A 23,359-nucleotide genomic window follows, 5' to 3' on the forward strand; every position below is an offset into this window, starting at 1 on the left:
AGCAGAGCGTGAGCGACGACCTGCCCGGCCGGTTCCGGGCGTTGTGGGACGAGATCGCGCCGGTCGGGCGGGACGCCGACAGCGGCGGCTACCTGCGGTACGCGTTGACCGAGCCGGAGCGGGAGCTGCGCGCCTGGTTCCGGGCACAGGCCGGGCAGCGCGCCATGCCCGTCAGTGAGGACGGCAACGGCAACCTCTTCGCCCACTGGGGTGACCCGGGGGCATCCGACGCGGTGCTCACCGGCAGCCACTTCGACTCCGTGCCGCACGGCGGGGCGTACGACGGGCCGCTCGGCATCGTCAGCGCGTTCCTCGCCGTGGACGAGCTACGCGCCCGCGGTGTCACCCCGAACCGCCCGCTGGTGCTCGCGGCGTTCGTGGAGGAGGAGGGCGCGCGCTTCGGCGTACCGTGTCTGGGGTCGCGGCTGCTCACCGGGGCGCTGTCGGCCGAACGCGCGGCCGGCCTGCGCGACGCGGCCGGGGTGAGCTTCGCCGAGGCGCTCGGCGGGCGGCCGGCGGGCGCCCGCCCGGAGCTGTTGGGCCGGATCGGCGCGTTCGTGGAGCTGCACGTCGAACAGGGCCGCGCGCTTGTCGGGACGGACGAGCCGGTCGCGGTGGCGAGCGCGATCTGGCCGCACGGCCGGTGGCGCTTCGAGGTTGTCGGCGAGGGCAACCACGCGGGTACGACCCGGATGGCCGACCGCCGCGACCCGATGCTCACGTACGCGTTCACGGTGCTGGCTGCCAACAAGGAGGCCCGGCTGCGCGACGCGCACGCCACCGTGGGCCGGGTCGCCGTCGAACCCAACGCCACGAACGCGATCCCGTCGAAGGTGACCGGTTGGCTGGACGCGCGGGCCGCCGACGCGCAGACGTTGTCCGGGCTGGTCGAGGCGGTGTGGGGCAAGCTCACCGAGCGCGCCCGCCGCGACGGTACGGCGGTGACTGTCACCGAGGAGTCGGCGACGCCGCTTGTCGCCTTCGACGGCGGTCTGGCCGGACGGCTGGCCACACTGCTGGACGCGCCGGTGCTGCCGACCGGCGCCGGGCACGACGCCGGGGTGCTCGCCGCGCACCTGCCCACGGCGATGCTGTTCGTCCGCAACCCGACCGGGGTGTCGCACTCCCCCGCCGAGGCCGCGACCGACGACGACTGCGCCGCCGGGGTACGCGCGCTGGCCCGGGTGCTGGAGGAGCTGACATGCCCGTGACACCCACCCGCTGGCTCGCCGAGTACGCCTGGCTGCCCGAGCACGCCGAACCGACTCCCGACGTGCTGATCGAGGTCGAGGACGGCCGGATCACGGCGGTGACGCCGCTGACCCCCGGCAGCAGGCCACCGGCCGGGGTCGACGTGTACGCCGACGCCGTGCCGCTGCCCGGCCTGACCCTGCCCGGCCTGGCAAACGTGCACTCGCACGCCTTCCACCGGGCGCTGCGCGGGCGTACCCACGGCGGTCGGGGCGACTTCTGGACCTGGCGGGACCAGATGTACGCGGTGGCGGACCGGCTGGACCCGGACACCTACCTCGCCCTGGCCCGCGCGGTCTACGCCGAGATGGCGCTCGCCGGGATCACAGGTGTGGGCGAGTTCCACTATCTGCACCACCGGCCCGACGGCGGCGCCTACGACGACCCGAACGCGATGGGCGCCGCGCTGGTGGAGGCCGCTGCGCACGCCGGGATCCGGCTCACGCTGCTGGACACCGCCTACCTGACCTCCAGCGTGGACGGTCAGGCCCTCGCCGGGCCGCAGCGCCGCTTCGGTGACGGCGACGCGGTCCGCTGGGCCGAGCGGGCGGCGGCGTTCCAGCCGGCGGACTCGCACGTGCGGGTCGGCGCGGCGGTGCACTCGGTGCGGGCGGTTCCGGCCGACCAGCTCCGTACGGTCGCCGACTGGGCCCGGGACCGGCGGGCGCCGCTGCACGTGCACCTCTCCGAGCAGCCCGCCGAGAACGACGAGTGCCGGGCGGTGCACGGGCGTACGCCCACCGCGTTGCTCGCCGAGCACGGCGTGCTCGGGCCGGACACCACCGCCGTGCACGCCACCCACCCGACGAGCGCCGACCTGACCCTGCTCGGCGACAGCCGGACCGGGGTGTGCCTCTGCCCGACCACCGAGCGGGACCTCGCCGACGGGATCGGCCCGGCCCGCCGGATGGCCGACGCGGGAATCCGGTTGAGCCTGGGCAGCGACAGCCATGCCGTCATCGACCTGTTCGAGGAGGCTCGCGCGGTGGAGCTGGACGAGCGGCTGCGCACCCGCCGCCGTGGCCACTTCACACCTGCCGACCTGCTGACGGCGGCCAGCGTCACCGGGCACGCCGCCCTGGGCTGGGCCGACGCCGGCCGGATCGCCGTCGGTGCCCGCGCCGACCTGGTGACGGTGCGGCTGGACGGCCCCCGTACCGCCGGGGTGCCGCCGGTGGGGGTGTTCTTCGCGGCCACCGCGGGGGACGTCGCGCAGGTGCTGGTGGACGGCCGGGTGGTGGTGGCCGAGGGCCAGCACCTGCTCGTGGACGTGCCGGCCGAGTTGGCCGCCGCCGTCGAGGCGGTGACACGCCAATGAGCGGCAGTCTGCTCGTCGACAACATCGGAGAGTTGGTCACCAACGGCCCCGGCACGCGCCCGCTGGGCATCCGCCGGGATGCCGCGGTGCTCGTCGAGGAGGGCCGGGTGGCCTGGGTCGGGCCGTCCGCGACCGCGCCGGCCGCCGACCGGCGACTCGACGTCGGTGGGGCCGCCGTGCTGCCCGGCTTCGTGGACAGCCACGCCCACCTGGTCTTCGCCGGGGATCGGGCGGCCGAGTTCGCCGCCCGGATGGCCGGTGAGCCCTACACCGGCGGCGGCATCCGCACCACCGTCGGCGCGACCCGGGCCGCCACCGACGACGAGCTGCGGGCCACCGTGCGCCGGCTGCGCGGGGAGGCGCTGCGCCAGGGCACCACGACCATGGAGATCAAGAGTGGGTACGGGCTGACCGTCGCCGACGAGGCCCGCTCCCTGCGGATCGCCGCCGAGGTCACCGAGGACACCACATTCCTCGGCGCGCACGTGGTCCCCGCCGAGTACGCCGACCGCCCGGACGACTACGTCGGGCTGGTCTGCGGGCCGATGCTGGCCGCCGCCGCGCCGCACGCGAAGTGGATCGACGTGTTCTGCGAGCGGGGCGCCTTCGACGTGGACCATTCGCGAGCCATCCTGGCCTGCGGGCAGGCCGTCGGGCTCGGTGTGCGGGTGCACGCCAACCAGCTCGGCCCCGGGCCGGGCGTGCAGCTCGGCGTGGAGCTGGGCGCGGCCAGCGTGGACCACTGCACCTACCTGTCCGACGCCGACGTCGACGCGCTCGCGTCGTCTCTGGTCGACTGCATGTGCCATGAGGGCCCGCACAGCACCACTGTCGCGACCCTGCTGCCCGGCGCGGAGTTCTCCACCCGGTCGCCGTACCCGGACGCCCGACGGCTGCTCGACGCCGGTGTCACGGTGGCGCTGGCGACGGACTGCAACCCCGGCTCGTCGTACACCTCGTCGATGGCGTTCTGTGTGGCCCTGGCGGTCCGTGAGATGCGGATGACCCCGGCGGAGGCGGTCTGGGCCGCGACCGCCGGCGGCGCGCGGGCCCTGCGCCGCGACGACATCGGCGTGCTCGTCCCCGGCGCGCGGGCCGACCTCATGATCTTGGACGCGCCGTCCTACCTGCACCTGGCCTACCGGCCCGGTGTCCCCCTGATCCGCCAGGTAATACGCAACGGAGTTCCGCTTTGAGACACGTGACCATCCAACCCACCGGGATCGCCGCCGAGGACGTGCTCGCGGTGGCCCGCGGCACCGCCACTGTCGTCCTCGCCCCGGCCACCATCGAGGCCATGGCGACCAGTCGGGCCATCGTGGACGGCATCGAGTCGTCGGGCCGCCCCGTCTACGGGGTCTCCACCGGTTTCGGGGCGCTGGCCAACACCTTCATCGCCCCGCAGCGGCGGGCCGAGCTGCAACACGCGCTGATCCGCTCGCACGCCGCCGGGGTGGGCGCCCCGATGCCGCGCGAGGTGGTCCGAGCCATGATGCTGCTGCGGGTCCGGTCCCTCGCGCTGGGCCGCTCCGGGGTCCGGCCCCTGGTCGCGGAGGCCCTTGTCGACCTGCTCAACCACGACATCACCCCGTGGGTGCCGGAGCACGGCTCGCTGGGCGCCTCCGGTGACCTGGCGCCGCTGGCGCACTGCGCGCTGGTGCTGCTCGGCGAGGGCTGGGTCCTCGGGCCCGGCGGCGAACGCCAGGACGCGGCGGACGCGCTGACCGCCGCCGGGCTCACGCCTGTCGAGCTGGCCGCCAAGGAGGGGCTGGCGCTGATCAACGGCACCGACGGCATGCTCGGCATGCTGCTGCTGGCCATCCACGACGCGGCGCACCTGTTCGCCATGGCCGACGTGACCGCCGCGCTCGCCATCGAGGCGATGCTCGGCTCCGAACGGCCGTTCCTGCCCGAGCTGCACGCCATCCGGCCGCACCCCGGTCAGGCGGCGTCGGCGGCGAACATCCACCGGCTGTTGCAGGACTCCCGGGTGATGGACTCACACCGCGACGACCTGGCGCACGCCGTGCAGGACGCGTACTCGATGCGCTGCGCCCCGCAGGTGGCCGGCGCGGCCCGCGACACCCTGGACTTCGTCCGTACGGTCGCGGGCCGGGAGTTGGTGTCCGTGGTGGACAACCCGGTGGTGCTGCCGGACGGGCGGGTCGAGTCGACGGGCAACTTCCACGGCGCGCCGCTCGGCTTCGCCGCGGACTTCCTCGCCATCGCCGCCGCCGAGGTGGGCGCGATCGCCGAACGGCGGGTGGACCGGCTGCTCGATGTCACCCGCTCCCGGGAACTGCCGGCGTTCCTCTCCCCCGACGCCGGGGTCAACTCCGGGCTGATGATCGCCCAGTACACGGCCGCCGGGATCGTCGCCGAGAACCGTCGGCTGGCCGCTCCGGCCTCGGTGGACTCCCTTCCCACAAGCGGGATGCAGGAGGACCACGTCTCGATGGGCTGGGCGGCGGCCAAGAAGCTGCGCACCGTGCTGGACAACCTCACAAGTCTGCTGGCGGTCGAGCTGCTGGCCGGCGTACGCGGCCTGCAACTGCGCGCCCCGCTGCAGCCGTCCCCGGCCGGCCGGGCGGCCGTCGCCGCGCTCGGCCCGGCGGCCGGTGAGCCCGGCCCGGACGTGTTCCTCGCCCCGGTGATGGAGGCGGCCCGAGCGGTCGTCGCCGGGCCGGAGCTGCGGGCCGCCATCGAACGGGAGCTCGGCCCGCTGGGCTGACCTCCGTCGGGTCGCTGTCGTCCGCCGCGGGTCAGGCGGCGGGCGACAGCACCCGGTCTGACCTCGGCTCGTCCTGTCGGCGGACACTGCTAGCGTTCGCCGTCGTGGAGATCGAGGAGCCTGAACTCACCGAACAGATCCGGGACTTCGTCCGCCGGCAGGTGGCACGTGGCGAGTTGCCGGCCTCCGCGATCGTCACCCAGACGATCGAGTATCTGTCCGACGAGATGGCACCGGCGGAGATCGAGGTCCACGCCTGGCCGGTGGTGACCGAGGAGTTGGGCGCGCACCTCGCGGCCCAAACACAGTGGCCGGAGGTCACCGACAACGATCGGCTCACCGCGGCCTTCCGGACGCTCTCGGCCGCTGGACTGGTGGCCCGGGAGGGCTTCAGCTGCTGCCAGACCTGCGGCACCGCCGAGATCGGCGACGAGGTGCCGCAGGGGCACACCGTCCGGGGTTACGCCTTCTACCACCAGCAGGATGCCGAGAATGCCGTCGACGGCTCGGGACTCCACGTCGCGTACGGCCTGTTCGGGCAGCCGACGACGGCCGACATCGGCGCGGAGGTGGTGGCGGCGCTGCGCGCCGAGGGGTTGACGGTGCGCTGGGACGGCAGCACCGGCGCCCGGATCGGGGTCTCGTTGACCTGGCAGCGACGCCGGGTCGGTCGGCTGGCCGCGCTGCCCACCACTGTCGACGACGACGTGGATCTCGACGTCGAGCTGCTCTCCCCGTGGACCGGGAGGTACGCCCCGACCGAGGGGCTGTCGTCGGCCGCCCGGCTCGCCGGCCTGCACCTGCCCTGGTTACCTGCCGGCGCGCGGATCCGGCTGACCCACCGGGACGCCGTCGTCGTCGTTCGACGGGAGGGGGACGCCCTGGTGGGCGCGTACCCGGAGCAGGACGGGCGGGAGCTGACCGTCGGCCGACACGATGGCATGGAGCTGGTCCGCCGGTTGACCGACGGATCAGCGCCGGCGGTCGCCCGACCGGCGCCGCCCGATTTCGTCGAGGCGACCTACCAGTACCGCGACGACACCCAGAAGGACGTGCCGCTGGACGCCGCCGAGGCCTGCCTTCTGCTGCGCGCGATGCGCCCGCTCAGCAGGGACTTCCTGACCGCCTTCGGTCGCTCCGGCGGCTGCGTGCAGGCCACCTGGGAGCGCGACGGGCTGTGGCTGGAGGAACTGGACACGGCCCAGGCCACCTCGACCGGCCGGATCGCCACCGTAGCCGAGGCCGAACGGATGCTCACCGTCCTCGCCACGGAGGACCGCGTCCCGATCGACGAGCTGGGCGGCGGCCTCGTCACGAAGCACTGGTGAGACGTGTCGGGTGCTCAGGCGGCGGGCGGCAGCACCTTGGCGATCAGCTTCGCCAGCTCGCGCAGCGCCTTGCCCCGGTGGCTGATCGCGTCCTTCTCCGCCGGGGTCAGCTCGGCGTTCGTCCGGTCCTGTCCGTCGCCCAGGAAGATCGGGTCGTAGCCGAACCCGCCGTCACCGCGCGGAGCACGCAGCACCCGACCGGACTGCCGACCGTCGACGAGGTGCTCCTTGCCGCCGGGCAGCACCAGCGCCACCGTGCAGACGAACGAGGCCGCCCGCTGCTCGTCGGGCACGTCGCCGATCTGGTCCAGCACAAGCTGAAGGTTGGCCCGGTCGTCGCCGTGCCGGCCGGACCAGCGGGCGCTGAACACCCCCGGCATCCCGTTGAGCGCGTCCACCGCGAGCCCGGAATCGTCGGCGATGGTCGGCAACCCGCTCTGCCGGCACCCCTCCCGCGCCTTGATGAGCGCGTTCTCGCCGAAGGTCAGGCCGGTCTCCGGCAGCTCCGCGTACTGCTCGACGTCGTCCAGCCCGAGCAGGGCGATCCGCTGCGCGCCGAGGGCGCCGTCCAGGATCCGCTGGAGTTCCACAAGCTTCTTACGGTTACGGGTGGCGAGCAGGACCTTGTTCATGCTGAAACACCTCTGTTCACGACTGCGGGGCTCGCAAGCCCACTCCTCGCGCTCACGCGAGTGCCTTCCGCTGGGCTTCGGCCAGCTCCGCGCACCCGGCCACGGCCAGGTCGAGCAGGCTGTCGAGCTGGTCGCGGGCGAACACGCCCGCCTCGCCGGTGCCCTGCACCTCGACGAAGTCACCCGCACCTGTGCAGACCACGTTCATGTCCACCTCGGCGGCGACGTCCTCGGTGTAGCAGAGGTCCAGCCGCGCCTCGCCGGCGATGATCCCCACGCTGACGGCTGCCACCGACCTGTGCATCACCTTCTCCGGCTTGCCGGCCAACGCCTTGCGGGCGGCGAGCCAGTTGACCGCGTCGTGCAACGCGACGTACGCGCCGGTGATCGCGGCTGTCCGGGTGCCCCCGTCGGCCTGGAGCACGTCGCAGTCGAGCACCACCGAGTTCTCGCCGAGCGCCTTCAGGTCGATGCTGGCCCGCAGGCTGCGGCCGATCAGCCGGGAGATCTCGTGGGTACGGCCACCGACCCGACCCTTGACGCTCTCGCGGTCGGAGCGGGTGTTCGTGGCCCGGGGCAGCATCGCGTACTCGGCGGTCACCCAGCCGAGCCCGGAGCCCTTGCGCCAGCGGGGCACCCCCTCGGTGACGCTCGCCGTGCAGAGCACCCGGGTGCCGCCGAACTCGACGAGCACCGAGCCCTCCGGATGGGTGCTCCAGCCTCGGGTCAGGGTCACCGGTCGAAGTTGATTGGGCCCTCGCCCGTCAGGTCGCGCCATGCCTGCACCCTATGCGGTGCGCTGATCCACCTCAGCCGGGGTGCCCCGACCAGTGCCCGCGTCGGCCCCGATCAGGACGTGGCAGGTCAGACGTCGTAACTCGCGCCGGGTCGGACCACGTCGATCGGCCCGGTGTACGCGGACGCGGCCGACTCCAGGGTGTGCGCCTCGCTCCCCCAGGCGGGCACCAGGTGGGTCAGCAGGAGCCGGCCCACCGCGGCCTTGGTCGCCGCCTCGCCGGCCTCCCGGCCGGTCAGGTGCAGATCCGGCGGGTTGTCCATGCCATCGAGGTAGCTCGCCTCGCAGAGGAAGACATCGACGTCCTGCGCCAGCCGCAGCAGCGCCGCGCAGGGCGCGGTGTCCGACGAGTAGCACAGCGACCGGCCGTCGTGCTCAAGTCGCACGCCGTACGTCTCGACCGGGTGGTTGACCCGGTCCACGGTGACGGCGAACGGGCCGATCGGAAAGGTGCCCGGCTGCAGGGCGTAGAACTGGTAGACGTCCTCCACCGAACCGTCGTCGCCGTACGCGGCGCTGAGCCGGTCCGGTGCGCCGGCGGGCGCGTACACGGGCAGCGCCGGATAGGGGCCGTCCGGGGCGTACCGGCGCACGACCACGTACAGGACGGCGTCGAACATGTGGTCGCAGTGCAGGTGGGTCAGCAGGATCGCATCCGGCGCGTGCAGACCCGCGTACCGCTGGAGACTGGACAACGACCCGGAACCGAAGTCGACAAGGAGCCGGAAGCCGTCGGCTTCGACGAGATAGGCCGAGCAGGGCGACTCGGGGCCGGGAAAGCTACCGGCGCTACCAAGCACGGTCAGTCGCATCGAGTTGTCTCGCTGTCACTGTCAGTAGCATCCGTGCGGGCAATCGCCTCAGCCATGATCTCTACCGACGCGTACGTCACGCTGCGCAGCCTACGCTGGGGTACCCGGAGGCAAGAATCATCCACCGGAAGTTGTCACGAACGTGACACCTGCTCACGGCGCGCCGGACGGCGTACGGGCCGCCGACGCACGTCGACGGCCCGTACCGGGAAGACCAGTCCGGTCAGGCCCAGAGCTGCCCCTCCAGAGCCTCCTCGGCGTCGGCGAGCGTGCCGCCGTACGCCCCGGTGGACAGGTATTTCCATCCACCGTCGCAGACCACGAAGGCCACGTCGGCCCGCCGACCGTCGCGGACCGCCTCGTGCGCCACCGCGAGCGCGGCGTGCAGGATGGCGCCCGTGGAGAAGCCGGCGAAGATGCCCTCCACCTCCACGAGCTGACGGGTACGCAGCACGGCGTCCCGGGTGCCGACCGAGAAGCGCCGGGAGAGCACCGAGGCGTCGTAGAGCTCCGGCACGTACCCCTCGTCGATGTTGCGCAGGCCGTAGACCAGCTCGCCGTAGCGCGGCTCGGCCGCCACGACCTGAATGCCGTCGACCTTCTCCCGCAGGTAACGCCCGGTGCCCATCAACGTGCCGGTGGTGCCGAGCCCGGCCACGAAGTGCGTGATGCTGGGCAGGTCGTGCAGTAGCTCCGGCCCGGTCGTCTCGTAGTGCGCCCGCGCGTTGGCCTCGTTGCCGTACTGGTAGAGCATCACCCAGTCCGGGTGCTCGGCGGCGATCAGCTTGGCGGTGGCGACCGCCTGGTTGGAACCACCCGCCGCCGGCGAGAAGATGATCTCGGCCCCGTACATCCGGAGCAACTGGACCCGTTCGGTGGAGACGTTCTCCGGCATCACGCAGACCAGCCGGTAGCCGCGCAACTTGGCCACCATCGCCAACGAGATGCCGGTGTTGCCACTCGTCGGTTCGAGGATGGTGTCACCCGGCCGGAGCCGGCCGGCCTCCTCCGCCGCCCGGACCATGAACAGCGCCGCGCGGTCCTTGATGCTGCCGGTGGGGTTCCGGTCCTCCAGCTTGGCCCAGAGCCGCACCGGTGGGGCCCCGTCGGACACCGTCGGGGAGAGCCGGGGCAGACCCACAAGCGGCGTGCCCCCGGACGCGTCGAGCAGGCTGTCGTACCGCGCCATGGCGGCCGACCTCAGCCAGCCGCGACGGCGCTGCGGGCCACCGCCGCGGCGCTGTGCGAGCTGATCGCCGCTGCCGCGGCGCTGTGCGAGCTGATCGCCGCTGCCGCGGCGCTGTGCGAGCTGATCGCCGCTGCCGCGGCGAAGCCGAACGCGCCGCCGGCCACGGCCGGCAGGATGGTGACGCTGTCGCCGTCGGAGAGCTTGGCGTCCAGGGCGCCGAGGAAACGGACGTCCTCGTCGTTGACGTAGACGTTGACGAAGCGGTGCAGCGCGCCCGCGTCGGTGATCAGCCGACCGCGCAGGCCGCCGTGCCGGGAATCCAGGTCGGTGAGCAGGTCGGCGAGGGTGTCGCCGGCGCCGTCGACGACCTTGGCGCCGCCGGTGTAGCTGCGCAGGATGGTGGGGATGCGAACCTCAATGGCCATGATGGGGAACTCCTCGATCGGGTGTGCCTGCGGTGACGGGACAAGACGAGTGCGAACGCTGACGGATCAGCGACCGGAACACTCGTAGTCGACAGTCGCCGGGCTCTGCCCGAACATGTAGGACTGGACGGCATGCGGGTCGACCCCGGCCTCCACGACCCGGACCGGCTCCTCGGCGACCACGCCGTCGACGATCCGGAACGAGCGGATCTCCTCCGAGTCGGGTTCGCGGGTCGAGACGAGCAGGTAGTGCGCGCCCGGCTCACCGGCGAAGGAGATATCCGTCCGCGACGGGTACGCCTCGGTGGCGGTGTGCGAGTGGTAGATGACCACGGGCTCCTCGTCCCGGTCGTCCATCTCCCGCCACACGCGCAGATGCTCCATCGAGTCGAACTCGTAGAAGGTCATCGACCGAGCCGCGTTGTCCATCGGGATGTGCCGCGTCGGGGTGTCGCTGCCGACGGGACCGGCGACCACGCCGCACGCCTCGTCGGGATGATCCCGGCGCGCGTGGGCGACGATCGCGTCGATGATCGACCGGTCGATGCTCAGCACGAGGACCAGCCTAACGCCTAACGCGCGTGGGTCGAAGTGGCGCCGGTCACGCCTAGTCGATCAAGGCGTTGAGCAGCGACTCCTGCAAATACCCGAGATACGCGTAGACCGAAAGCTGGAACACCCTGCTGGAACCCGGGTCATCGGCGACCGCGTCGTCCAACTCCTCGCCCAGATCCGTGCCGTCCTTGATCTCCAGACGGACGCCCATCGCGAGCCGGGCGTCGTTCAACGCCCGCAGCCACGCCTCGGCCGCCTCGGCGTCGAGCCGCACCTCGCCACCGGCGTCGTCGGGCAGCGCGGCCAGGATCGCCCCGGCCTGATCGATCTTGGCGGTCTTCAGATCGCCCTCGGTGTACCGCCGGAACTCGGCCGTTCCCGGCGCGTCCTGGGGGTAGACCGCCGGAAAGAGCCGACCCACGACCGGGTCGGTGTGGTCGAAACCGTCGGTGAGCAGGCCGACCACCTCGGAGGCAACCTTGCGCAGCACCCGCACCTCGTCGACCGCGAAGGTGGCGACGTAGCGGCCGGCCTGGCGACGGAACATGCTCACGACCGATCCACCGTCGCCCACAGCCCATACGCGTGCAGCTGCGACGCGTCGTGCTCCATCCGCTCCCGGACACCCGTGGAGACCACGGCCCGGCCCTTGTGGTGCACATCCAACATCAGCTGTTCGGCCCTCTCCCGGCTGTAGCCGAAAAGCTTCTGGAAGACCCAGGTCACGTACGTCATCAGATTGACCGGGTCGTCCCACACGATCGTCACCCATTGCCGGTCAGCCGCCGGCACCTCGTCAGTGTCCGGCGTCTCGACCGGTGCAACCTGTGGAGCCGCCATACCCCCCATCGTGCCACCGGTTTCCCGGAACCGAGGAACCGGAACGCCGGCCCGGCGCGGATCGCCCACCCGGGACGCCTCCGACCCGCCCTCGGCGCCGTCGGACCCGTGGCGCGGCGCGGACCCGGACCCGGGGGCTGGCACGCCTTCAGGCCAGCAGAATGCCGTGATCGACTGCATCGGAGAGCACCGCGCCCAGCGAGAGGCGGATCACCTCGAACCGTCGGGATATCTCCCGGGACAACCCCAGCTCGACCTCCCGCACCGCGCGCTGGGACCAGGCCCGCGCCGCGCTGTGGTTGTCGCTGCCGGGCGTACGCCACTGCTGCCAGCACCCGCCGGAGAGCGCCACCGCGACCGGTGGAAGAACCTCGTCGCGGAACACCGCCGGATAGGTGGCGAGGGCGTCGATCGCCTCCGGGCCGGTCAACCCGGCCACCCCGGCCGTGCTGGTGATCAACAGAACCTTGTCCAGCTCATGGCCGGGCCGGTCATCGTCCAGGCCGTACCGCACGGCGGCGGCGATCCGCCGCCGCACTCCTTCGACCGGCGGCGCGCCGAGCACCCGGGTCGCGGCGTCGGTCACGATGCCGCGCACCGCCTGGTCGCACTGCGCGGTGGCCAACAGCGACAACGCCGCCATCTCCCGATCCAGGAGGTCGGGTAGGCCCGCGCAGCCGACCCCGAACACGATCTCCTGGACCGCCCGCAGGTGGATGTTCGCCAGTTCCAGTGCGAGGTGCTGACGGATCCGTTGCGCACACGTCCGGGTCTGCCTGTCGAGCTGCTCCGACCAGCCACCCGGATCGGCGGCCACGGCCACCCGGTCGTGTTGCCCCGGCAGCACCGGCGGCTCGACGCTGGACCGCCGCAACCCCTCCTCCGACGACCAGCCCACCAACGCCCGCCGCAGGGCGGCGGCAGAGTCGGCGGAATGGGCGTCGACCGGGAACCACCGTGCGTCGGCCAACGCCGGCACCGCGGCCAGCAGCGCCGCGCGATGCGCCGCCACGGTCACCGCGGCCGCGTCCATCTCGGTCGACTGACCTCCGACCAACGAGACGGACGCCCCCGCGTCCTCCGTCGTCGCCGCGCCGTCGGCCAGCGGTGCCCACCCTGCCGCGCCAGGGGTCACCGCGAAGACGACCTCCACCGGGGCTGGGGCGACCTCGGCGAGCAGGTTCAACTCGGCGGCCGTGAACGCCTGGTCGGCGGCGATCACGAAGAGCAACGCGCCGGCCCGACCCACCGCGTCGAGCAGCACCTGCTTTCCGGACACGCCGAGCGTCGCGGTGTCCGGTACGTCGATGAGCGTGAAGTGCCGCAGCAGCGGCTCCGGCACGCTCAGCTCGACCCGCCGGGGTGGACGGGCCAACGCCGGGCCGGCGGCGTTCCGGTCGGCGCCGTACGAGTGGGGCTGGCGGTAACCGGGCACGAACGCCGCCCGGGTGGGCACCTTGGCGTTGCGCACCAGCAACCAGCTGCCCGACGGCACGGTGAGCATGACCGGGTCGAGCCCGAGCAGCGTGGCGAGCACGGCGCGTCGTTCGGCGCCGGCCGGACCGACCGCGACCACGCCGAGCGGCTCCTCCGGGCCCGGGTCGGTCACGCCGACCCGGGAGGGCAGCGGACCGCAGCTGGGCAGATCGGACGGGCCGACCACGTCATCCGAGGAGTCGACCGAGGGGAGAGGGCCCTGCTTCATCAGGTGGCCTCCCGTGGCAGGTGACCGGATGCCCGGTCAGGTGGGAAAATCCGGTCGAAAAACCCGGATGCCGGAAGACTACGGGCGGGCCGGCAACCAGGTGGAACACCTCGGATACTCAGCGGTAATTGTGCGGCTACTCAACTTCGTTGAGTGACGGTGCGGGCGCGGACGGATTCCGGTCGATATGCTGCGCGGATGAGTCGATGGAAGTTCGTCGGCCGGACCGATGAGCTCAACCGCCTGCTGGCGGCGGTGACCGGCGAGGCTGGTCGTGGGCTCTTCTTCAGCGGCAGCGCCGGGATCGGCAAGAGTCGGCTGCTGCGCGAAGGCGTGAGCGCGTTACCCACCGAACGCTTCGCGATCTGGTCCATCGCGGCAAGCGCCACCACCGCGGCCCTGCCGTTCGGCGGGCTGGTGCAGGTCCTTCCCGCCGAGCAGCCCCAGGGCCTCTCCCCCGCCGGCATCCTGCGCTGGGCCCTCAACGTGCTGCAGCAGCAGGCGGCGGGCCGACGGATCGTGCTCGCCATCGACGACGCCCATCTGCTCGACCCACCCTCGGCGGCACTCGTCCACCTGGTCGCCCGCGCGGAGAACGCCACAGTGGTCGGCACCCTGCGCGACGGCGAGCAGATTCCGCTGCCGATCCGCGCGCTCTGGACCGACGACCTGGTCGAGCACGTCGAGCTGACCCCGATGCCGCACGCGGAGACCGCCGGCCTGCTGGCAGCGATCCTGGGCGGCCCGGTCGACGCCAACTCCGCCGACCGGCTGGGCCGGCTGTCGGCCGGAAATCCGCTGCTGCTGCGGGAGTTGGTGCACGCCGCCAACGGCAGCTCGGAGCTGAAACGGACCTACGGGATCTGGAAGTGGACCGGGCGGCTGGAGTTGGCGCCCAACCTGACCGACCTGATCGACACGCGGGTCGGCAAACTCACCGACGGCGTCCGCGCGGTCGTCGAGCTTGTCGCGTTCGGCGAGCCACTCGGCCTGCACCTGCTCAGGCAGGCCGCCGACCAGGTGGACGTGGAGACCGCCGAGGAACGCGGGCTGATCAGCGTGGTCCAGAACGACCGTCGGACGAACGTCCGGCTGGCCCACCCGCTGTACGGCGAGGTGATGCGCCGTCGCTGTCCGGTCAGCCGCACCCGCCGACTTCAGGCGCACCTCGCCGAGCTCCTCGAACAGGTCGGCAAGCGCCGCCGCGACGACCTGCTGCGGGTCGCGGTCTGGCGCCTCGACTCGGGCACCGCACAGGATCCGGCCCTGCTCGTGGACGCGGCGGTCCAGGCGTTCACCCGCTACGACGTGCCGCTGGCGACCCGCCTGGCGCGGGCCGCGTTGCACGCCGGTGGGGGTTCCGACGCGGCGGAGCTGTTGGCCACCATTCTGATGTTCGCCGACCGGCCCGAGGAGGCCATCGACGTCCTCGACGCGGTGACCCCCGAGCCCGGCGACGAACGGCGATACTGCCGCTGGCTGACCGTCCGCGGGATGGTCAGTTACTGGGGGCTGAGCCAGCAGTCCACGGTGGAGGAGATCGCCGGCCGCGTCGAGCAGCTCAGCGACTCCGCGGACCGGTCCCGGGTGCACGCCTTCGAGGCGATCATGCGCCTGCACCGGATGGACACGACCACCGCCGTACGACTCAGCCAACAGGTGCTGGACCGGCCGGCGGCCGGCGTCGCGGCCCGCGAGTTGGCCCGCTGCACCATCGCGTACGTCCAGGCCGCGCAGGGCCAGCTGACCCGCAGCGGTACGGCGATCGCCCAGGTGCACTCGTCCGTCGCCAACTGGCGCACCGACATGCCGTACCTGCAACTGGCCCTGGAGCTGGCCCGGGGCACCCGGCTCATGCTGACCGGGGACCTGGCCGGGATCGACGCGATAGTGGCCGACGAGTTCGCCGACCTGGCCGATGCCGGCGACTTCCGGCTCGGCACCGGCTACCTGGCCATCCTGCAGGCGTACGCGGCCCGGTTGCGCGGGCAGAGCGACGCGGCCACCCGCGCCTCGCTCGGCGCCTGCGCGGTGTTGGCCACCAGCCGGGTCTACGCCGGTCTGGCCCAGGCCGAGCGAGCCCAGTCGGCCGCGCTGCGCGGTGACGCCGCCCAGGCCGCCGCGGCGATGGCCGAGGCCGACCGCACCCACGCACCGGGCATGGCGGTGCTCTACCCGTGGTTGGAGCAGGCCCGGGGTGCGGCGCTCGCCGCGTCGGGCGACCTGCCGGGTGCGGTCAAGCACCTCGCCGACCTGGTGGACCGGCTGCGTTCGGACGGCTTCGCCGGGCACGAGGTGCACGTCCTGCACGATCTCGTCCGGCTGGATCAGGCTGGCATGCCGGTCGGGCCCACCTGCTCCGACGGTGGTCGGCGCACCGTGGCGCAGCGCCTCGCCGAGCTGTCCGAGCGGGTCGACGGGGTGCTCCCGCCGCTGCTGGCCCGGCACGCCCGCGCGGCGGTGACCGACTCCACCGCGGATCTGCTGGCGGTCGCCGACGACTACGCCGCGCTGGAGTTGACCGTGTACGCCGCCGAGGCCACCTCCCAGGCGGTGCAGCGGCTGCGCCGGCAGCACTCGACGGCGACCAACGGCGCTCGGGAACGACTGGCCGGGCTGCTCGGGCGCTGTGACCTGATCCGGACGCCCGCGCTGCACGCGGGGGCGCCGGTGTTGACCGAGCGGGAGTGGCAGGTCGCCCGGCTCGCGGCGCACGGCGCGCCCAGCCGGGCCATCGCGGAACGGCTCTACCTCTCGGCGCGCACGGTCGAAAATCACCTCCAGCGGATCTACAGCAAGCTCGGCGTGACCGGACGGGCCGAGCTGTGGGCCGCGCTACGGGCGATCCCGGGCCACGACGACGGCGACGCGGACTGAACCTTAGGCTGAGGCGGTGAGCATCAACCGCCCCGCGCTGCTGACCGACCACTACGAGCTGACAATGGTCAGCGCGGCACTGAAGGACGGCACCGCCGACCGCAGGTGCGTCTTCGAGGTGTTCAGCCGCCGGCTGCCGAGCGGCCGCCGCTATGGCGTCGTCGCCGGCACGGCCCGACTGATCGAACTGATCCGCGACTTCCGGTTCGACCCCACCGAGGTCGACTTCCTCCGGCGGACCGGCGTGGTCGACGACGCGGCCGCGGCCTGGCTCACCGACTACCGCTTCACCGGCGACATCGACGGGTACGCCGAGGGCGAGCTGTTCTTCCCCGGTTCACCGATCCTCACCGTCTCCGGTGGTTTCGCCGAGTGTGTGGTGCTGGAGACGCTGGCGCTCTCGGTGCTCAACCACGACTGCGCGGTGGCCGCGGCGGCGGCGCGGATGGTCACGGCGGCGCGGGGTCGAGCCCTCATCGAGATGGGGTCGCGTCGAGCCCACGAGGAGGCGGCGGTGGCCGCGGCGCGGGCCGCGTACCTGGCGGGCTTCCGGTTCACGTCGAACCTCGCCGCCGGCGCGCGCTACGGCATCCCGACGGCGGGCACGGCCGCGCACGCCTTCACGCTGTTGCACGACGACGAGCGGGCGGCGTTCGCCTCGCAGGTCGCCACGCTGGGCAAGGACACGACGCTGCTCGTCGACACCTACGACATCAGCCAGGGCATCCGCAACGCGATCGCGGTGGCCGGTCCGGAACTGCGGGCGGTACGGATCGACTCGGGCGACCTGGCGGTGATCGCCCAGCAGTCCCGGGAGCTGCTCGACTCGTTGGGCGCCACCGAAACCAAGATCATCGTTTCTGGTGACCTGGACGAGTACTCGATCGCCGCGTTGGCCGCCGAACCGGTGGACATGTACGGCGCCGGCACGGCCGTGGTCACCGGCTCCGGTGCGCCGACCGCCGGGCTGGTCTACAAGTTGGTGGAGGTCGAGGGGCGGCCGGTGGTGAAGCGCTCCGAGCACAAGGCGACAATCGGCGGCCGGAAGGTCGCGGTCCGCCGGCACAAGCCGACCGGCACCGCCACCGAGGAGATCATCGTGCCGCAGGGCGTACCGGACCGGCAGCCCAACGATCGCATGCTCCAACACTCGTACGTGGTCGCCGGTGAGCCGGTGTGGCTGCCCACTCTCGACGAGTCGCGAGAGCACCTGCGCGAATGCCTGATCTCCATCCCGTGGGAGGGGCTGAAGCTCTCGGCCGGCGACCCGGCGGTGCCCGTCTCCGTCGTACCCGCCGACTAGGTTCGTCGCGCACCGCCGCCGCAGACAGACCGTGAGGAGAGGGACTCGAATGGCCAACGCTCTGATCATCGTGGACGTGCAGAACGACTTCTGCGAGGGTGGCTCGCTGGCCGTCGAGGGCGGCGCGGGGGTGGCCGCCGGCATCTCCCGGCTGCTCGCCGCCGAGCCGGACCGCTGGTCGCACGTGGTCGCCACCAAGGACTACCACGTCGACCCGGGTGCGCACTTCGGCGATCCGCCGGATTTCGTGGAGTCCTGGCCGAGGCACTGCGTGGTCGGCACCAGCGGGTCGGAGTTCCACCCCGAGTTGGACACCGGCCGCGTCGAGGCGATCTTCCACAAGGGCGAGCACGCGGCGGCGTACTCCGGCTTCGAGGGGCACGCCGACGACGGCGAGTGCCTGGCCGACTGGCTGCGCCGGCACGACGTGGACCGGGTGGATGTGGTCGGCATCGCCACCGACCACTGCATCCGGGCGACGGCGCTGGACGCCGCTCGGGAGGGTTTCGCCACCACCGTGCTGCTCGAACTGACCGCCGCCGTCGCTCCGGCGACCACCGACGTGGCACTGCGTGCGATGGACGGCGCCGGGGTGACCCTGCACGGCCAGCCTGTGATCAGGGCCGCATAAGACCGTAATTGATTGGCCATCGGGACGCCGCCGGTCGAGGATGTCGCCGGAGGTACGGACCCACGTGAACATGAAGCCTTACCGGCAGGCGCTCGCCCTGCCCGGCCTGCGGTCGCTCCTGCTGGTCGCCGTCCTTGCCCGCATCCCGCTCACCGCGACCGGGGTGACGCTCACCTTCCACGTGGTGCTCGACCTCGATCGAGGCTACGGGGCCGCCGGCCTGGTGGGCGCGGCCGTCACCGTGGGCGCGGCGATCGGTGGGCCGCTACTGGGCCGACTGGTGGACCGGCGTGGCCTGCGCCCGGTCCTGGTGCTCACCGCCATCGCCGAGGCGATCTTCTGGTCCACCGCGCCCGGACTGCCGTACCCCCTGCTGCTGCCGGCCGCCTTCGTGGCCGGCTCCCTGGCCCTGCCCATCTTCTCCGTGGTCCGTCAGTCGATCGCGGCGCTGGCCCCGGAGGACCAACGCCGCCCCGCGTACGCGCTGGACTCGATGTCGGTGGAGCTGTCCTTCATGATCGGCCCGGCGTTGGCTGTGGCCCTGGTCACCGCGATCTCCGCACAGACCACCATGTACCTGGTCGGCGGCGGCATCGTCGCCGCCGGGATCGCCCTGTGGCTGGTCAACCCACCGATCCGTGGCGCCGCCGAGGCCAGCGGCCCGCAGCGCCGGACGCCTCGCCGGGAGTGGCTGACCCCTCGACTGCTCGCCGTGCTGGCGCTCAGCGCCGCGGCGACCCTGGTGCTCGGCGGCACCGACGTGGCGGTGGTCGCCGTCCTACGGGCCAGCGGCGAGGTCGGCTGGACCGGCGTGGTGCTGGCCATCTGGGCGGTCGCCTCGCTTGTCGGCGGCTTCGCCTACGGGGCCGTCCACCGTTCTTTCTCGCCGCTGACCCTGACCGCCGCCCTCGCCCTGTGCACAATTCCGGTCGGGCTGGGCGGTGCGCACTGGTGGCTGCTGTGCCTGGCGCTGATCCCCGCCGGCGCGCTCTGCGCGCCGACGATCGCGGCCGGCTCGGACGCGGTCAGCCGCCTGGTTCCGGCCGAGGTACGCGGTGAGGCGATGGGCCTGCACGGTTCCGCCGTCACCGTCGGCATCGCGGTCGGCGCGCCGCTCGCCGGTGCGGTCATCGACGCCAGCGCGCCGCTCTGGGGCTTCGTGGTCACCGGCGCCCTCGGCGCACTTGTCACACTTGTCGTGCTCATGATCGAGCTGCGCAGCCGTCGCAGCGCCGCCGCGGCCACCCCGCCGCCCGTCGAGGTCGACCTCACCCCCGCAGCCCGCTGACAACCACCCCCCTGCCGCCCCACCCAATCGCGGCAGGGGCGCGCGGAGGCCGTGCGCGCGATGTAGCAGGTCAACGTGACGCCGACGGCGAACAGGTCATGCTCCGGCCCCGTTCCACCCCCACCACGCCCCACCCGCGCCCGGCCCCGCCCGCGCCCGGCCCCGCCCGGCCCCGCCCCGCCCGGCCCCGCCCCGCCCCGCCCGGCCCCGACCCGACCCGACCCGACCCCGCGATCTTGCAGTTTCTGTCCCGGCGAAAGGGGCATACGCCGTGATCCGGCGACAGAAAGTGCAAGATCGCGCGGCGCGGGGCGGCGCGGGGCGGCGCGGGGCAGCGCGGGGTGGGGCGGCGCGGGGCGGCGCGGGGCGGCGCGGGGCGGCGCGGGGCGGACATGGCGACGGGCGCCGCTTCCGGTGTCCCGGAGGGCGGCGCCCGTCGTACAGCTTGGTTTGAGCCTTAGTTCCTGTCGATGTTGCTTGCGGTGTCCTCGCGGTAGCTGGCGCCGCCGTCCGACTCGCTGGTGAGCGGCTTCGAGCCACCCTCCGGCGGGCCGGCAAGGGTCTGGCCGGCAGCCAGCTCCGGGAACTTCGCGTCGAACGCGGGGCGCTCGGAACGGATGCGGGGCATCCGGTCGAAGTTACGCAGCGGCGGCGGGCTGCTGGTCGCCCACTCCAGCGAGTTGCCGTGACCCCAGGGGTCGTTGACCTCGACCACCGGGCCGGTCTTGTACGACTTCCAGCAGTTGTAGATGAACGGCAGCGTGGAGATACCTGTGACGAACGCGCCGATCGTGGAGATCGTGTTCAGCGTGGTGAAGCCGTCGCTGGGCAGATAGTCGGCGTAGCGGCGGGGCATGCCCTCGTTGCCGAGCCAGTGCTGCACCAGGAACGTGGTGTGGAAACCGATCATGGTGAGCCAGAAGTGCACCTTGCCCAGGCGCTCGTCGAGCATCCGGCCGAACATCTTCGGGAACCAGAAGTAGATGCCGGCGAAGACCGCGAACACGATCGTGCCGAAGAGCACGTAGTGGAAGTGCGCCACCACGAAGTACGAGTCCGACACGTGGAAGTCGATCGGCGGGCTGGCCAGCAGCACACCGGTGAGACCACCGAAGAGGAACGTGACCAGGAAGCCGATCGCCCAGAGCATGGGCGTCTCGAAGCTGACCTGCCCCCGCCACATGGTGCCGATCCAGTTGAAGAACTTCATACCGGTCGGCACGGCGATCAGGTAGCTCAGGAAGCTGAAGAACGGCAGCAGCACCTGGCCGGTGGCGAACATGTGGTGCGCCCAGACGCTCATGGAGAGCGCGGCGATGGAGATGGTCGCGGCGACCAGGCCCTTGTAGCCGAAGATCGGCTTGCGGGAGAAGACCGGGATGATCTCGCTGATGATGCCGAAGAACGGCAGCGCCACGATGTAGACCTCGGGGTGCCCGAAGAACCAGAACAGGTGCTGCCAGAGCATCGGCCCACCGGTGGCGGGGTCGTACACGTGGGCGCCGAGGATGCGGTCCGCGGCGAGCGCGAAGAGCGCGGCGGCGAGCAGCGGGAAGACCAGGATCACCAGGAGGCTGGTGACCAGGATGTTCCACGTGAAGATCGGCATCCGGAACATGGTCATGCCGGGCGCACGCAGGGTGAGCACCGTGGTGATCATGTTCACCGCGCCGAGGATGGTGCCCAGGCCGGAGATGGCCAGACCCATGATCCACATGTTGGCGCCGACGCCGGGCGAGTGCTCGACGCTGCTCAACGGCGCGTACGCGAACCAGCCGAAGTCGGCGGCGCCACCCGGGGTGAGGAAACCGGCGGTCGCGATCGTGCCGCCGAACAGATACAGCCAGTAGGCGAAGCTGTTCAGGCGGGGGAAGGAAACGTCGGGCGCGCCGATCTGGATCGGCACGATGTAGTTCGCGAAGGCGAACACGATCGGCGTCGCGAAGAACAGCAACATGATCGTGCCGTGCATCGTGAAGAGCTGGTTGTACTGCTCAGGCGACAGGAACTGCAGCCCGGGTCGGGCCAGCTCAGCACGCATGATCAGGGCCATCAGGCCACCGATCATGAAGAACGCGAACGCGGTGACCATGTACATGATCCCGATTTGCTTCGCGTCCGTGGTTCGCAGCAGCCGCGCGATGGCCGACCCCTTGACCGGCTCCCGGACCGGCCAGGGCCGGGTCACGACCGGCTTGGGTGCGACGGTGGTCACGAGTGGCCTCCGGTTCTCGGTTGTCCCGCTCGGCACACGCTGTTTATCGGCGGGCCGTCATCCGCAAGGAGGATAGTCCCCGGCAGGTCGCAGCACCGCGTGGGGTGGCGTGACACGATCTCCAACGGAGCTACAGCGGGCCGAGCAGGAGCCGGTAGTGCTCCCCGAAGATCCGGCCGCCGCGTCCGCGCAGCAGCGGGTCGCGCAGCGCCGGCGGGACGTCCCTGGTCCGGTTGCGGTCCCGGGTCCGGTCCCGCACCCATCGGGTACGCGGACGGCGACGACTCTCGTACGCCACCAGGGCCGCCTCCACACTGCCGGCGGCGCGCAACGACTCCGCAAGCACCACCGCGTCTTCCAGGGCCATCGCCGCACCCTGGGAGAGCGTGGGCGCGGTGGCGTGCGCGGCGTCGCCGACCAGGAGCACCCGCCCCCGGTACCAGCGGCCCAGCTCCACCTCGTCGGTGATCCCGACGTGCACCCCGTCGAGTGCCGCCAGCACCTCCGGCACCGGGCCCCGGTAGTCGGCGAAGAGCTCGCGCAGTCGACGCAGCGGGTCGGCGGGCGCCTCCGTGCCGGCCTCGTCGGCGTAGAGGTGCAGCCGTCCAGCACCCATCGGCACCATCAGGAACCCGGAGCGCTGGCCGAGCAGGGCGGTCCACTCGGTGACGGGTGGCCCGTCGCGCAGCACGGCCCGGTAGACCACCTGACCGACCGGGCGGGGCGGGCCGCCGAGCGCGGCCAGCGCGCGGACCGAGGAGCGTGGCCCGTCGGCGCCGATGACCAGGTCGTACTCGGTGGTGGTGCCGTCGGTGAAGGTGACCCCGACCGCGCCCGGCAGCAGCTCCAGGGTGCGGACCTCGGCACCGTGCCGGACGGCGCCGCCGGCACCGCTGAGCAGTACCCGGTGCAGGTCGGCCCGGGGCAGCGCCCGGCACTCGCCGACGCCGGCCCAGAGGGTGTCGAGGTCGACCTCGCAGAGTCGCGCGCCGCTGGCGTCGAAGAACCGCTGCCGGTGGATCACCTGCCCGAGCGGGCGGACCGGGTGGTGCAGATCGAGCCGGTGCAGCGCGCGGGCGGCGTTGCCGGGCAGGTAGAGGCCGGCTTCGGTGGACTCCCCCGGTGGCAGTTTGTCCGTAACGTCGGGCCGGAAGCCCGCGAGGCGCAGCGCCCGGGCCACGGCCAGGCCGGCGATGCCCGCGCCGACGACGAGGACGCGCAGGGGGGAGCCACCCATTGTGGTGTACGCCTCCGGAGGGGGAGCGGAACGCGTTGGAGGCAACACGCTACTCGGAGCGATCGGCGCACGCCAGGGCCGATCGGCCGCCCGGTTCCACTCCTCGGTGCGCCCGTACCACGTGGCCGGTTACCGGTCGACAGCCGTCCGGTGGGTGCCCGGCAATCCGCCCGATTCATCAGTTTGGCGCGTACGGTTGCGCAGCAGTTTCAAGCATGTAAATGTG

General features: G+C 72.4%; 20 protein-coding genes. 9 read left to right on the plus strand and 11 right to left on the minus strand.

The window, feature by feature from the left end; genetic code table 11:
- Positions 1-8 precede the first annotated feature (8 nt).
- From ACLQ29_RS00410 to ACLQ29_RS00430, 5 genes are all read left to right on the plus strand, one after another.
- On the plus strand, positions 9-1,211 hold the full coding sequence (locus tag ACLQ29_RS00410; protein WP_425769671.1) for an allantoate amidohydrolase: 1,203 nt from the start codon (positions 9-11) through the stop codon (positions 1,209-1,211).
- Positions 1,202-2,569 (plus strand): formimidoylglutamate deiminase, encoded by a 1,368-nt coding sequence (locus tag ACLQ29_RS00415; protein WP_425769672.1) that lies wholly within the window; start codon positions 1,202-1,204, stop codon positions 2,567-2,569. Before ACLQ29_RS00410 ends, ACLQ29_RS00415 begins: the two co-directional genes overlap by 10 nt.
- A complete protein-coding gene (gene hutI, locus ACLQ29_RS00420) occupies positions 2,566-3,765 on the plus strand; it encodes an imidazolonepropionase (RefSeq protein ID WP_425769673.1) in 1,200 nt (399 codons plus the stop codon). The genes ACLQ29_RS00415 and hutI overlap by 4 nt, the downstream gene beginning before the upstream one ends.
- Positions 3,762-5,300 carry a histidine ammonia-lyase gene (gene hutH, locus ACLQ29_RS00425; protein ID WP_425769674.1) on the plus strand — a complete coding sequence of 513 codons (1,539 nt, stop codon included), beginning with the start codon at positions 3,762-3,764 and terminating at the stop codon, positions 5,298-5,300. The genes hutI and hutH overlap by 4 nt, the downstream gene beginning before the upstream one ends.
- Positions 5,301-5,404: 104 nt before the next feature.
- The gene (locus ACLQ29_RS00430; RefSeq protein WP_425769675.1) at positions 5,405-6,628 is read left to right on the plus strand and encodes a DUF6891 domain-containing protein; all 1,224 of its coding nucleotides are present in this window, start codon (positions 5,405-5,407) and stop codon (positions 6,626-6,628) included.
- A gap of 14 nt (positions 6,629-6,642) precedes the next feature.
- On the opposite strand, the gene rdgB is transcribed toward ACLQ29_RS00430, so the two are convergent.
- From rdgB to ACLQ29_RS00475, 9 genes are all read right to left on the minus strand, one after another.
- Positions 6,643-7,260, minus strand: a complete 618-nt coding sequence (gene rdgB, locus ACLQ29_RS00435; protein WP_425769676.1) for an RdgB/HAM1 family non-canonical purine NTP pyrophosphatase — start codon at positions 7,258-7,260, stop codon at positions 6,643-6,645.
- 52 nt (positions 7,261-7,312) lie between these two features.
- Complete coding sequence (gene rph / locus ACLQ29_RS00440) at positions 7,313-8,038, minus strand: ribonuclease PH (protein WP_425769677.1); 726 nt, start codon at positions 8,036-8,038, stop codon at positions 7,313-7,315.
- Between the two features lie 86 nt (positions 8,039-8,124).
- Entirely contained in the window at positions 8,125-8,868 is a 744-nt protein-coding gene (locus ACLQ29_RS00445) for an MBL fold metallo-hydrolase (protein WP_425769679.1), read from the minus strand.
- A 223-nt stretch (positions 8,869-9,091) separates the two neighbouring features.
- Positions 9,092-10,057: a PLP-dependent cysteine synthase family protein gene (locus ACLQ29_RS00450; RefSeq protein ID WP_425769680.1), complete on the minus strand. Its 966-nt coding sequence runs from the start codon at positions 10,055-10,057 to the stop codon at positions 9,092-9,094.
- 11 nt (positions 10,058-10,068) lie between these two features.
- Positions 10,069-10,482, minus strand: coding sequence for a MoaD/ThiS family protein (locus tag ACLQ29_RS00455; protein ID WP_425769681.1), 414 nt, complete (start codon positions 10,480-10,482; stop codon positions 10,069-10,071).
- A 66-nt stretch (positions 10,483-10,548) separates the two neighbouring features.
- Positions 10,549-11,037 (minus strand): Mov34/MPN/PAD-1 family protein, encoded by a 489-nt coding sequence (locus tag ACLQ29_RS00460; RefSeq protein ID WP_425769682.1) that lies wholly within the window; start codon positions 11,035-11,037, stop codon positions 10,549-10,551.
- Positions 11,038-11,089: 52 nt separating this feature from the next.
- The gene (locus ACLQ29_RS00465; protein ID WP_357802747.1) at positions 11,090-11,584 is read right to left on the minus strand and encodes a DUF2017 domain-containing protein; all 495 of its coding nucleotides are present in this window, start codon (positions 11,582-11,584) and stop codon (positions 11,090-11,092) included.
- Between the two features lie 2 nt (positions 11,585-11,586).
- Positions 11,587-11,877, minus strand: coding sequence for an ATP-dependent Clp protease adapter ClpS (gene clpS / locus ACLQ29_RS00470; protein WP_357376538.1), 291 nt, complete (start codon positions 11,875-11,877; stop codon positions 11,587-11,589).
- A 148-nt stretch (positions 11,878-12,025) separates the two neighbouring features.
- Positions 12,026-13,582 (minus strand): hypothetical protein, encoded by a 1,557-nt coding sequence (locus ACLQ29_RS00475; RefSeq protein ID WP_425769683.1) that lies wholly within the window; start codon positions 13,580-13,582, stop codon positions 12,026-12,028.
- 198 nt (positions 13,583-13,780) lie between these two features.
- Here ACLQ29_RS00475 and ACLQ29_RS00480 point away from each other — a divergent pair, with 198 nt between their 5' ends.
- The 4 genes from ACLQ29_RS00480 to ACLQ29_RS00495 are packed head-to-tail and all read left to right on the plus strand — an operon-like array spanning position 13,781 to position 19,681.
- Positions 13,781-16,459, plus strand: coding sequence for a LuxR C-terminal-related transcriptional regulator (locus ACLQ29_RS00480; RefSeq protein WP_425769684.1), 2,679 nt, complete (start codon positions 13,781-13,783; stop codon positions 16,457-16,459).
- Positions 16,460-16,475: 16 nt separating this feature from the next.
- A complete protein-coding gene (locus tag ACLQ29_RS00485) occupies positions 16,476-17,762 on the plus strand; it encodes a nicotinate phosphoribosyltransferase (RefSeq protein ID WP_425769685.1) in 1,287 nt (428 codons plus the stop codon).
- A 49-nt stretch (positions 17,763-17,811) separates the two neighbouring features.
- Complete coding sequence (locus ACLQ29_RS00490) at positions 17,812-18,393, plus strand: isochorismatase family protein (RefSeq protein ID WP_393366941.1); 582 nt, start codon at positions 17,812-17,814, stop codon at positions 18,391-18,393.
- Between the two features lie 40 nt (positions 18,394-18,433).
- Positions 18,434-19,681, plus strand: coding sequence for an MFS transporter (locus ACLQ29_RS00495; RefSeq protein ID WP_425769686.1), 1,248 nt, complete (start codon positions 18,434-18,436; stop codon positions 19,679-19,681).
- A gap of 457 nt (positions 19,682-20,138) precedes the next feature.
- Here ACLQ29_RS00495 and ctaD read toward each other — a convergent pair whose 3' ends face one another.
- Positions 20,139-21,896, minus strand: a complete 1,758-nt coding sequence (gene ctaD, locus ACLQ29_RS00500; protein WP_425769687.1) for a cytochrome c oxidase subunit I — start codon at positions 21,894-21,896, stop codon at positions 20,139-20,141.
- A 130-nt stretch (positions 21,897-22,026) separates the two neighbouring features.
- Positions 22,027-23,133, minus strand: a complete 1,107-nt coding sequence (locus tag ACLQ29_RS00505; protein WP_425769688.1) for an FAD-dependent monooxygenase — start codon at positions 23,131-23,133, stop codon at positions 22,027-22,029.
- Positions 23,134-23,359: the final 226 nt, after the last annotated feature.

This window comes from Micromonospora sp. DT228 (genome assembly GCF_049841595.1).
In the GTDB taxonomy this organism is placed as follows: domain Bacteria; phylum Actinomycetota; class Actinomycetes; order Mycobacteriales; family Micromonosporaceae; genus Micromonospora.